A 12497-nucleotide genomic window follows, 5' to 3' on the forward strand; every position below is an offset into this window, starting at 1 on the left:
TTATGGGCATATAGCATAGAGAGGCATATATCCGCTTTACAGAAGGGAGGAGTTCTATGTTAAAAAGTATCCGGGCAAAGATATTACTGGCGATCCTGACAGTAACCATGTTTACTGCCTGTTCTCTTACGGGGGTATTTTATTTTCGGGCAGCAGGGATGATCGAAGAAAATTATTCAGGTATCCTGTATGGACGGATGCAGCAAACTATAAAAGATCTGGACGAATCCCTGAAAGAGATTTATTATGTGAATACGAGAACTGCCTGGGATACAGATATACGGAATAATGCGAAGGAATACAGCTGTACAGGAAATGAAAACAGCCTGGAAAATATGGCTGGGCTTCTCCGGGAACACAGTCGGGAATATAAAGATATCAACTCCCTTTACTTTGTCTTTCCAGACAAAAAAATGGCTGTGACTTCTGAGGAATTTCCGGTAAACAAGCAGGGGATTTCAGGAGAACATATCGAGGAATTGGAAAAAATACAGGAACTGGATTCCTTTCCGGTTCTTGTGGAATCTCCGATCCATGAAGGCGGCAGCTTTCTTTCTGTGATCCAGAAGGTAGAGGATGATAACGGAGAGATTCTGGGGTATGTTGTCGCAGATATCAGGGAACGGGCAATTTATTACGAATATCTGGAAGCTGTCAATGATGAAAAGATCACCAGAATAGTTCTGGTAGACAGAAATGATGAAATCGTGACATCCGGAGACTACAGTGACATTGGAAAAACATTTCCAGAGATTACAGACCAGAATGTTCCCGAAATGGAAGGCTATGCAGAAAAAAACGGTGTGATCTCTTTTTTCAGCAGAGGTAGCTTTTCAGACTGCGGCTTATATCTGGAGGTACCGAAAAAAGAAGTTTTAAGCGGACTTTCCCGGATGCGGCTCTTTCTGATCGGAATATTTGGTGCAGTTTTTGTGGCAGCTGTGCTGCTGGCACTGTGGCTCTCCAGAGTAGTCTGCGGACCGCTCAGATCTATGACTGGCACGGTTGAGAAGGTTGGTGAGGGAGATCTGAGCCTCCGTACAGAAGTGACTACTGCTGATGAGATCGGAACCCTCGGAAAAGAATTCAACCACATGCTGGATTATATCGAAGCTCTGATCGCCCAGGTGATTGAAGAGGAACAGCAGAAAAAAGATGCAGAGCTGGAAGCACTGCAGTATCAGATCACACCGCATTTTATGTATAATACATTGAACTCCATCAAATTTGCGGCATTTCTGAAAGGGGAAAAAGAGCTGGCGGGGCTTATTGGAGATTTCGTGGAGCTTCTGCAGGCCAGTATCAACAAAAAGGGAAGCTTCCTTTCTGTTGCCGATGAGATCCATATACTGAAAAATTATATCCATCTGCAGGATTTTCGCTATCAGGGAAGCTTTCAGGTGAAATATGAGATCTCTGAGGAAGCATACCGGTGCTATATTCCGAGACTGATCCTTCAGCCGCTTGTGGAGAATGCTCTTCTTCACGGGATCGACATCAAACGGCAAACAGGAAAAATCTGGATCAGCGGAAACGTAAGTGAAGGAAAGCTGATCCTCATAGTAAAGGATAACGGCAGAGGAATGACAAAAGAGCAGATCCGAGATCTTTTTAACAGTCATGCAAAAAAAACAAACGGACTTTCCGCAGTGGGGATTCCAAATGTAAAAGAACGCCTGGAGCTTTATTACGGGACACAGGGAGGAATGGAATACGTAAGCAGTGGAAACGGTACAGAGGTCACGGTATTTCTGCCTGCGATCTATGATATGCCTGAAGAAGGGAGAAAAAATTAATGTACAGAACACTGGTGGCAGATGATGATTTTCTTGTAAGGAGCTATCTCAAAACCCTGGATTCCTGGGAAAAAGCAGGATATGAGATCGTGGATGATGCAGAAGACGGGGAGGAAGCTTATGGATTCCTTCAGAAAGAAAAAATCGATGTTCTTGTGACGGATCTTACCATGCCTGTGATGGATGGAATTGAGCTGATCAGAAAGATCCGTGAGGAAAACAGGGATATCTATATTATCGTGCTCAGCTGTCATGATGATTTTGAATATGTAAAAGAGGCCATGCGTCTTGGGGCGGATGAATATGTATTAAAGAACAGTCTGGACGAGGATAGTCTTTATGATACTCTGGAAAAATCAGCCCGGCTGATCGAGAAGCGCAGAGAAAAAAGTCAGGAACAGGCACGGACGAGAAAGCTGATCCATCTGGGAAGTCACGCTCTGAAGTATTATTTTTTTAACGGACTGATCTCGGGGATGCTGAAAAATCAGGCACGTGAGGAAAAGCGTGTGGAAGCCGGAATCGCCGGGAAATATTTTAACAGTGCTGTGATCTGTATGTTTATGGAGAACTGGGCAGAGAGGGAAAGACAATGGACGCCGTTGGAAGTGGAACAGTATTCCCATCATTTCCGCCACAGACTGCTGGAACGTACGGAGGAGCTTCTTGGGACAGAAAGTGAATTTACGGAAGTGGTCTATCTTGGCGCAGGGATTTTTTGCTGTTTTCTTGATCTTTCCGGAGACTGCAGGACATCGGCTATGCAGCAGAGACTGACTGAGGCAGTAGCGATCTGCTACCGGCACTGTCAGGAGGATCTTTGTGATTTTGGTATCAGTGTCAGCAGTGTCTGCATGGGAGAGGATGGGATCCGCCAGGCTTATCAGCAGGCCAGAGAAATGATGAAGCTGCATTTTTATGAGAAAAAAGAGATCCTTTATTTTGAAGGACGGAAGAAAGCGGACAGTGTTTTACCGGAAAGTGCTGAGAAGCTGGAAGGGCAGATTTCCAGGCTGAAGGCAGGGAAAGACCGAAAGAAAGCGGAGGAGCTTTGGACACAGGTTCTCGCTGACTGTCAGGATTGTTATACCGACGGAAGACTTCTGGTACAGTGGCTTAAGAAATTGAATCAGACAGCCGGAATTGAGAAAGAGCCCATCTGGTATGGAGATATCGAAAGCTTTGAGAAATTCAGGGAAAAGGGCAGTGCCTGTATTTCGCAGCTTTTTGTGGGGGAAGAGGATGCTGTTCCGGAGGGGATCTCTGCTGCTGTGAAAAAAGCACTGGAGTTTATCCGGGAACATTATGAAGCGCCGATCAGCCTTCAGGATGCAGCAGATGCGGCGGAGGTGAATCCTGCTTATCTCAGTTATCTTTTCAAACAGGAGATGAAGATCGGTTTTTCCAATTATGTGCAGGAGCTTCGGATCGACTGTGCAAAGAAGCTTCTTTCAGAGACGAACTGTAAAGTTAAGGATGTGGCGTTGCGTTCCGGGTTTGGAGATTATCATTATTTTTCCAAGATATTTAAGAAGTTTACGGGCTTAAGTCCTGCGGAATACAGAAAAGAATCCGGATTATCATAGAAAGAGGTGCTTAGTATGGGAGTTACTATAAGGCAGATCGCGGAAGCTGCCGGTGTTTCCAGAGGTACTGTTGACAGAGCGTTAAATAACAGGGGCAGGATCCGTCCGGAGGTTGCTGAGAGGATCCGTGCCATCGCTGATGAGATGGGGTATAAGCCGAATCAACTGGGCCGTGCTCTATCCATGAGCAGAAATAATATTAAGATCGGCGTGATCCTGCAGGGCGCGGAAACACCTTTTATGAAAGAAGTTCTGAAGGGAATCCAGGAGGCGTGCGCTGAGGTGGATAATCTTGGTGGTACAGTCCTGGTCCATAAGATCGAGCATCAGAATGCGGAGGATGTTATTCTCGCCATGGAGAAGATGCGGATGGAAGAGGTTAGTGGTATTGCCATGGTTCCTTTGGATGAGGAACGTGTGAAAAGGGAAATTGACCGGTTTGTGGAGGAATTTCGGATCCCGGTGGTGACGTTTACTTCGGATGTGGAGGATACGAAACGGCTTTGCTTTGTAGGGCAGAACGGTGTGCAGTGTGGCCGTGCGGCTGCGGGGCTTATGGGGGAGCTGACCGGTGGAAAAGGAAAGGTTGTTGTGATTTCCGGCTATAGTACCAATACTTCTCTGAGCAGCAGGGTGATTGGATTCCGTGAGGAAATTGCGCGGAAGTATCCTGGGATTGAGATCATTGGGCCGGAGTATTGCTTTGAGGAGAATGGCAGGGCCAGGGAAATTACGGAAGGGATATTTAAGGATGTTCCGGATCTTGACGGGATATATCTTACTTCTCATGGGGAGGAGGGGGTGTGTGAGGCAATTGCCGGAGCGGGGAAAGCTGGTCGGGTGAAGATGGTTGCCAATGATTTTATGGGGCGGAATTATGAGCTGATGAGGGAAGGATTTATTCATTTCCTGATCGGGCAGGATGCCAGGATACAGGGGTATGAGCCGGTGATGATTTTGTTCCGGCTGCTGTTTAATGGGGAAGCGCCGGAGAGGGCGAAGATTTTTACGGAAATATATATAAGGAATGAGTATACGATTCCGGAGGGGAGACACTGAAGTGGGGTGTCTCCTTTTTTTGTGCGGAGGGACGCCGCGGAAGGGGATGCTGTCTGGTCTGCGGCTTCGTCGGGGGCTGGCTTCTAGGACGCCGGAAATCTGCTAAAAGCGTTTTTCAAAAGTCCGAACTCGCGGCCTGCTGCCGCTCAGACAGCGGACTTTTGAAAAACAACGCAGATTCCCGCCGTCCAAGAATCAGCTCCCCTCCTGCAGAAGCAGAGCCAGACAGCATCCCCTTCCGCGGCTGGTGCTTCCAGCGAGAAAAAATGTCGTTTGACGATAGGTTGTGGGTCGTCAGCGCTGCGCTGGACGACTGCAAGGGCTGAGTTTGCGCCTGTTTGCAGGGAGAGTTTGGGCATCGGCGCTGCGCTGGATGCTTGAAGGGATGTAAGCTGTGATGCTGTGCAGGATGCTTGAAGGGGGTGGTGTGTGGGATGATTAGGGTGATTGTATGGGAATGTGTTGGAGATATTTTCGGTGAAGTTGACCTAAAAATATTACATATTGTGGCTAAAAATAGTTCTCGTCATTTTTAATAGAAAAAAGATGGTAATATTGTACAATATTAGGGGTTGCGATTTGTGTGTTGCGATGATATTATATTAAGCATAAAGAGCGTGTTCGGACACGCAAAGAGATTACATTGGGAAAATAAATCAAAAGGAGATCAAAACTATGATTAAAGTTGGTATTATCGGAGCAGGTAGAATTGGTAGAGTTCATATTACTAGTATTACAACAAGGGTGCCGGATGCGGTGATCAAGACGGTTGCAGATCCTTTCTTAAATGATGAGACTGCTGCATGGGCTAAGAGCATGGGTGTTGAGCACACGACTAAGGATTATAAGGAAATCATCAATGATCCTGAGATTTCCGCAGTTCTGATCTGTTCTTCTACAGATACTCATTCTCCGATTTCTGTAGAGGCTATCAAGGCTGGCAAGCATGTTTTCTGTGAGAAACCGATCGATCATGACATTGCCAAGATCAAAGAGGTTATCGATGCTCTTGAGGGCACAAATCTGAAATATCAGGTTGGTTTTAACAGAAGATTCGACCATAACTTTGAGTCTCTTCAGCAGGCTGTTGCAGCTGGTAAGGTTGGTAAACCGGAGATCATCAAGATCACTTCCCGCGATCCTGAGCCGCCTAGCATTGATTATGTTAAGGTTTCCGGTGGCATGTTCCTGGATATGACAATTCATGATTTCGATATGGTTCGTTATCTTGCAGGCTGCGATGCTACAGAGGTTTATGTTCAGAGCGCAAATCTGGTTGATCCGGCTATTGGTGAGGCTGGGGATGTTGATACAGCTGTTATCACTCTTCAGATGGAGAATGGTGCTATTGCTGTTATCGATAACTGCAGAAGAGCTTCCTATGGCTATGATCAGAGAGCTGAGGTTTTCGGTTCTGATGGTATGGCTGCTATTTCCAATGACAGCCAGTCTTCCACAGTGATCAGCAATGCTGAGGGTGTTACAGGCGAGAAGCCGATGTTCTTCTTCCTTGAGAGATACATGGACGCTTATGGTAAAGAGGTTGCAGCATTTATTGATGCGATCGTTAATGACAAAGAGACACCTCTTAATGTTTATGATGGTCTGAAGCCGGTATTAATGGGTCTTGCAGCTAAGAAATCCAGCGAGGAGCACAGACCGGTTAAGATTTCTGAGATTATGGAATAATTCAAATAAAAAGGAGAATTGACCAATGTTTGATAAGAATAAAGTAAAGCTTGGTATTGCACCAATTGCATGGACAAATGATGATATGCCGGATCTTGGCAAAGAGAATACTTTTGAGCAGTGCGTCAGTGAGATGGCTCTTGCCGGTTTCACAGGCTCCGAGGTGGGTAACAAGTATCCGAAGGATCCTGAGGTTCTTAAGAAGGCTCTTGAGCTTCGTGGTGTTGAGATCTGTAACCAGTGGTTCTCAAGCTTCCTGATCACCAAACCGTTTGAGGAGGTTGAGAAGGAGTTCCGTGCACAGCTTGCTTTCCTGAAAGCTATGGGTGCGAAAGTGATCGGCGCATCTGAGCAGAGCCACAGTGTTCAGGGCCAGATGGATACTCCGATTTTCGGACATAAATATGAGATGAATGACGAAGAGTGGGATACCTTCTGCACAGGTATGAACAAGCTTGGTAAGATCGCAAAAGAGGAGTATGGTATTGCTCTTACTTTCCATCATCATATGGGTACTGTTGTACAGAGCCTTGCTGAGGTTGACCGTATGATGGAGAATACAGATCCTGAATATGTAAGTCTTCTTTTTGATACCGGTCACTTTACATACTGTGGAGAGGATCCTCTTGAGGTTGTAAAGAAATATGTTCACAGGATCAAACATGTTCATCTGAAGGATATCCGTCCGGAAGTTGTTGAGCAGGTTAAGAAAGAAAACATGAGCTTCCTTGCAGGCGTAAGAGCCGGTGCCTTCACGATTCCGGGAGATGGATGCATCAACTATGATCCAATCTTCAAGGTTCTCGAGGATGCAGGCTACGAGGGATATATGGTTGTTGAGGCTGAGCAGGATCCGGCTAAGGCTAATCCGCTTGAGTATGCAATCCGTGCAAGAAAATTCATTGCTGAGAAGACAGGCTTATAATTACGACAGGGAAATAGGTGCATGCTGATGTACAGTTAAGCGGAATAAAGATGTCCGCTTTGCATAGAAAAAGCGGTATCAGCCAGTAGTGCTTTGACACCGCTTTTTTCTGTAAGAAGATGCAAACAGTGTACGATAAACAGGACAGGAGGGCCGAATCATGGCACTTGTGAAAATGAAAGATCTGCTGAGACGTGCCGAAGAGAAAAATATTGGCTGCGGTGCTTTCAGTGTTGGTAATATGGAAATGGTAAGAGGTGCGATCCGTGCAGCAGAAGAACTGGATACTCCGATCATCCTTCAGATCGCGGAGGTGCGTTTGAAAAATTCTCCGCTTCACCTGATGGGACCGATGATGGTACAGGCTGCAAAGGAGGCTAAGGTGGATGTGGCTGTCCATCTGGATCATGGTCTTACTTTTGGGACGGTTGACAAGGCTCTGGAGCTTGGCTTTACATCGGTTATGCTGGATGCTTCTACGCTTCCTTTTGAGGAAAACATCGCCAGAGTAAAGGCCGTTGTGGAGAAAGCACGTAAATACGGCGCTACAGTTGAGGCTGAGCTGGGACTTGTGGGCGGAAGTGAGGATGGAAGCTGTGACCACGGTATCCGCTGCACAGATCCGGATGATGCGGTCGTTTACGCAAGAGAGACAGGTATTGATGCGCTTGCAGTTGCCATCGGTAATGCCCATGGTAATTATCCGGTAGCGCCGACGCTTGCTTTTGATGTATTGGAGAAGATCCATGAGAGAGTGGATATTCCGCTGGTTCTTCATGGCGGCAGTGGCATCACTGATAAAGATTTCCAGAAGGCAATCTCTCTTGGCATCCGTAAGGTGAATATTGCCACAGCAAGCTTTAACAGCCTGACAGCTCATGTGGAGAAATATATGGAATCAACAGATAAGCATAATTTCTTTGACCTCAATGAGGCTATGGTCCAGGGTACTTACGAGAATGTGAAGAAACATATTCTTGTATTTAATGAGCCATATCAGGAGTAGGCCAAGGATTTTCTTGTAAAAAAAGAAAAGGTCTGATAAGATGTTCTCAGTGAAAATAACTGGGAACATCTTTTTTGTGCCCATAAAAGAGGAGAGATAAAAATGGAACAGAAAGAGACTGTCTGTTCAGTTGCGAAGAAATGCGGCGGTTGCCGTTATCAGGGTGTATCCTACCAGGAGCAGCTTCGCAGGAAACAGAGAATTACAGAAGGCCTTCTGAAAAAATTCGGAAAAGTAGAGCCGATCATTGGAATGGAAGACCCCTATTATTACAGAAACAAAGTTCATGCAGCTTTTGGCCGTGACCGGAAGGGAAACGTAATTTCCGGGATTTATGAGGAGAAGAGTCATAGGATCGTTTCCGTAGATGACTGTATGATCGAAGATAAAAAAAGTCAGGAAATCATCCGTACCATACGTGGTATGCTGAAATCCTTTAAGATCAAGACCTATGATGAGGATACAGGATATGGACTTCTCCGCCATGTGCTTGTGCGGAGAGGCTTTTCCACAGGAGAGATCATGGTGGTATTAGTTACGGTTTCTCCAATATTTCCATCTAAGAATAACTTTGTAAAAGCTCTCCGTAAAGAGCATCCGGAGATCACTACGGTGGTTCTCAATGTCAATGACAGACAGACAAGCATGGTACTTGGAGACCGCAATATCGTACTTTACGGACCGGGATTCATCAAAGATCGACTTATGGGACTGACCTTCCGTATTTCTCCATCTTCTTTTTATCAGGTAAATCCTGTGCAGACAGAAGTACTTTACGGAAAGGCTATGGAGTTTGCGGCAATGACAGGAAAAGAGAGGGTGATCGATGCTTACTGCGGCACAGGTACTATCGGGATCATCGCTTCCGGGAATGCCAGGGATGTCATTGGTGTAGAACTGAACCGTGATGCTATCCGTGATGCCAGAATGAATGCCAGGGAAAACAAGATCCGTAATGTTCGTTTTGTTCCGGGAGATGCAGGATGGTTTATGGAAGGAATAGCAGCAGAGGGAGAGAAGGTGGAGGTTGTTCTCATGGATCCGCCACGTTCCGGAAGTGACCGTAAATTCCTTCACTCCCTTTTGACTCTTTCACCGGAAAAAATTGTTTATGTATCCTGCAACCCGGAAAGCCTGGCAAGAGATCTTGCCTGCCTTACTAAGAGAGATTACCTGGTAAAGAAGATGCAGCCGGTTGATATGTTCCCGCTCACCGATTCAGTGGAGGTTGTTTGCCTTCTGGAGAATCGTAGGACCAGACCGGGAAGAGCTTAGATTTTTGGCAGCTCACAGTGATATGCGATGCCAAGGGGCGTAACAAGAAGCGGATGGACCGGACGGTATACCGGAAGCTTCAGCCTCTTTTCAAAAACGGTAGTAAATTCCTTAAACATGGAAGAACCGCCAACTACATAAACAGCCGGAACCTGATAGCCCTTTAGAAATTTCTCGGTGATCACAGCCATTTTTTCTACAGTGGCCTTGATCACAGGGAAGATTTCATCTTCTTTTTCCGGAGTGGTTTTCAATACTTCGGCTTCCTCATAAGGGATCTTATAGTGACCGGCGACTGTCATGGTCATATGGCTGCCGCCGGTAGCTTCATCATCGGTGTAGATAACTTTTCCGTCTTTCAGGATGCTGATACCGGTTGTGCCGCCACCCACATCCACAACAGCACCGTCTGTGATCTTAAGGACAGCAGCTGCGGCAGTAGGCTCGTCCACGATATTTGTAACCTCGAAACCGGCACCCTCCAGAACATAGCCGATGCTTTTGACACTGCCCTCAGAAACTCCCGGAGGGATGGCAGCAGCACCGTAAGTAAGTTCTGTGCCAAGCCTTTCCTCCAGCTCATTTTTAAGCTTTGTCACAAGCTGGACAGATTCATAGTAATTGACGATCACTCCATCCTGGATCGCATGGGATGGTGCGGAAATTCCGGCTATGGGACGGTTATTCCGGTCGACAACGGCAAGAACGGTATTGGCAGTACCAAGGTCGATGCCTGTCTTCAGACGACCGCGGAATTTTTTACATTCACCTGTTTCTACAAGTTCTGCAAAATTGGACAAAGTTCTGTTTTTTAATTCCATTCAAAATACTCCATTTCTTTCAGACAGGGACAAAAAGAATTTTGCCCCTGATATAAATTCTAATAATTGCGGCCGGTAAAGATGGCAACGGATCTGGGCCGCATGCAGAAATCGTGTTCAATGCGTGGCTCCTGGCCTTTTTCGTAGAAATAACGGCCATTTCCGTCACCGAACGTGTTGACACAGAGATACCATGCACCGGGACGGGCAAGCTCCGGAAGTGTGACCGTTACGTCCTCCCAGTATGCGTTGATCACAATGTAGATCAGGTCATCAGTGCCTTTGCTCTTATCATAGCCTGCAAAGCTTACAGCGAAGGTGTGGGCATCTCTTGGAATGGTCACATCCCTTGCGTCAATGTTATGAGTGTGGATATTTTCCATACCGCATACTGCGTTGGGAAGCTTCCGGGAGATAATAGGGTGGTCTTTACGGAACCGGATCATAAATTTGAAAAATTCAAAAAGATCGTGATTTTTCTCCAGAAGCTTCCAGTTGATCCATGAGGTTTCGTTATCCTGACAGTAGGTATTGTTATTTCCGTGTTTTGTGTTTCCGAATTCATCACCTGCAAGGAACATCGGGGTTCCGCGGCTGGACATCAGTACAGCACAGGCATTCCGTATCATGCGGAAGCGGAGGGAGAGCACTTCAGGGTTGGTGGAATCGCCCTCTTCTCCACAGTTCCAGCTGCGGTTATCGTTGGAACCGTCGGTGTTATTCCAGCCGTTTGCTTCGTTGTGTTTTTCATTGTAGGAATAAAGATCATACATGGTGAAGCCATCGTGGCAGGTAAGGAAATTGACACAGGAATTGTATCCTGCATAATTGTCATTATGATCAGAATAAAAGCCTCCGTACAGATCACCGGAACCGGAAATACTCCATGCAGCGTCCCAGGCATTCCAGAAATCTCCCTTCAGGAAGGAACGGAGGCAGTCACGGTAACGGCCATTCCATTCAGCCCATCTGCGGCTGGCAGGGAAAGAACCAACCTGATACAGCCCGCCGGCATCCCAGGCTTCTGCGATCAGTTTGACATTTCTAAGGACCGGATCGTAAGCAAGGAGCTCCAGAAGGGGCGGATTGTTAAGTGGAGAACCGTCCTCATGGCGTCCGAGAATGCTAGCAAGATCGAAGCGGAAGCCGTCCACACGGTAGTTGATGGTCCAGTAACGTAAGCATTCAAGGATCATCTGACGTACAATGGGATGGTTACAGTTCAGAGTATTTCCACATCCGCTGAAATTGTAGTAATTTCCCTCTGGAGTCAGCATATAATAAACCTTATTGTCAAAGCCCTTAAAGCAGAAGGTTTTTCCCAGCTCGTTTCCTTCGGCGGTATGATTGAATACAACATCAAGAATTACTTCGATGCCATTTTCGTGGAGCTCACGGATCAGCTCTTTCAGCTCAGTTCCCTCACAGTTATGCTCCGGCTTGGAAGCATAGCTGGTGTTTGGAGAAAAGAAGTTGACAGAATTGTATCCCCAGTATTCCAGAAGCCGTTTGCCATTTACAGTACGGGCATTCATATTCTCGTCGAACTCGAAGATCGGCATCAGCTCTACGGCGTTGATCCCCAGTTCCTTGAGATAAGGGATCTTTTCACGAAGACCGGCAAAGGTTCCCGGGTGCATAACACCGGAAGAAGAATCCTGTGTAAAGCCGCGGACGTGAAGCTCATAGATGATCAGGTCACTGATCTTACGGGTGGACTGCGGCATGTCTTCCCAGTCAAAGGAATCACGTACCACACGGGCATGATAGCTTCCGATCTTTTGCTGGCCCCATTCACGCTGACCGGCAACGGCTTTGGCATAAGGATCAAGAAGAACCTTTGTCTTATCGAAGATGTGACCCTTTTCCGGTTCGTAAGGACCGTCAATGCGGTAGCCGTACTCCAGATCTTCGATGTCCAGTCCCATGACGATCATGGAGTAGACATCACCGATACGACAGGCATTGGGAAAAGGAAGGACTGCGAAGGGTTCCTCTTCTCCGGAGTGGAAAAGAAGAAGCTCGCAGGATGTACCGTGGCGGGTATGTGCGGTAAAGTTGACTCCGTTGGAAAGAGGAGTAGCGCCATTTAATTCAAAAAACCCGGGACGTACAGGAAATCCCGCAATAATATCTGTGGGCCGGGATGTCAGTGTATTCTCAGAGAGCATAGTCTGATTCTGTGTTTTCATTTCCGGTATCCTCCTTGGTGAAAATTTTTTTACAAACAAAAATATTATAACTGATTTTCAGAAAAAAGTACAGGCTGGGAACCTATGAAGTTCACGGGAGTTGACAGAGATTGCAGAAATGTGATAAAAACCTGTACAGAGATGAGGT

At 46.5% G+C, this 12497-nt stretch carries 9 protein-coding genes; 7 read left to right on the forward strand and 2 right to left on the reverse strand.

The genetic code is table 11. The features are described 5' to 3' along the window. Positions 1 to 56: 56 nt before the first annotated feature. The 7 genes from DWW77_RS13660 to rlmD all read left to right on the forward strand — a co-directional run bounded on the left by DWW77_RS13660 (position 57) and on the right by rlmD (position 9336). Complete coding sequence (locus tag DWW77_RS13660) at positions 57 to 1796, forward strand: cache domain-containing sensor histidine kinase (protein ID WP_118608903.1); 1740 nt, start codon at positions 57 to 59, stop codon at positions 1794 to 1796. Beyond that, the gene (locus DWW77_RS13665) at positions 1796 to 3382 is read left to right on the forward strand and encodes a response regulator transcription factor (RefSeq protein ID WP_118608904.1); all 1587 of its coding nucleotides are present in this window, start codon (positions 1796 to 1798) and stop codon (positions 3380 to 3382) included. Before DWW77_RS13660 ends, DWW77_RS13665 begins: the two co-directional genes overlap by 1 nt. Before the next feature lie 15 nt (positions 3383 to 3397). Continuing rightward, the gene (locus DWW77_RS13670) at positions 3398 to 4441 is read left to right on the forward strand and encodes a LacI family DNA-binding transcriptional regulator (protein ID WP_118608905.1); all 1044 of its coding nucleotides are present in this window, start codon (positions 3398 to 3400) and stop codon (positions 4439 to 4441) included. A gap of 675 nt (positions 4442 to 5116) precedes the next feature. Further along, positions 5117 to 6130 (forward strand): inositol 2-dehydrogenase, encoded by a 1014-nt coding sequence (iolG, locus tag DWW77_RS13675; protein ID WP_015524414.1) that lies wholly within the window; start codon positions 5117 to 5119, stop codon positions 6128 to 6130. A 25-nt stretch (positions 6131 to 6155) separates the two neighbouring features. Next, positions 6156 to 7055 (forward strand): myo-inosose-2 dehydratase, encoded by a 900-nt coding sequence (gene iolE, locus DWW77_RS13680; protein ID WP_015524415.1) that lies wholly within the window; start codon positions 6156 to 6158, stop codon positions 7053 to 7055. Between the two features lie 160 nt (positions 7056 to 7215). Then, on the forward strand, positions 7216 to 8061 hold the full coding sequence (locus DWW77_RS13685) for a class II fructose-bisphosphate aldolase (protein ID WP_118608906.1): 846 nt from the start codon (positions 7216 to 7218) through the stop codon (positions 8059 to 8061). Positions 8062 to 8163: 102 nt separating this feature from the next. After that, entirely contained in the window at positions 8164 to 9336 is a 1173-nt protein-coding gene (rlmD, locus tag DWW77_RS13690; protein ID WP_118608907.1) for a 23S rRNA (uracil(1939)-C(5))-methyltransferase RlmD, read from the forward strand. Here the strand turns inward: rlmD and eutJ are convergent. Both eutJ and DWW77_RS13700 read right to left on the reverse strand, forming a co-directional pair. Next, the gene (gene eutJ, locus DWW77_RS13695; RefSeq protein WP_015524418.1) at positions 9333 to 10157 is read right to left on the reverse strand and encodes an ethanolamine utilization protein EutJ; all 825 of its coding nucleotides are present in this window, start codon (positions 10155 to 10157) and stop codon (positions 9333 to 9335) included. The genes rlmD and eutJ overlap by 4 nt on opposite strands. A gap of 59 nt (positions 10158 to 10216) precedes the next feature. Then, positions 10217 to 12349: a glycogen debranching protein gene (locus tag DWW77_RS13700; RefSeq protein ID WP_044960986.1), complete on the reverse strand. Its 2133-nt coding sequence runs from the start codon at positions 12347 to 12349 to the stop codon at positions 10217 to 10219. Positions 12350 to 12497: the final 148 nt, after the last annotated feature.

The sequence above is a fragment of the Ruminococcus sp. AF17-12 genome, from assembly GCF_003479245.1.
Taxonomy (GTDB): Bacteria; Bacillota; Clostridia; order Lachnospirales; family Lachnospiraceae; genus Blautia_A; species Blautia_A fusiformis.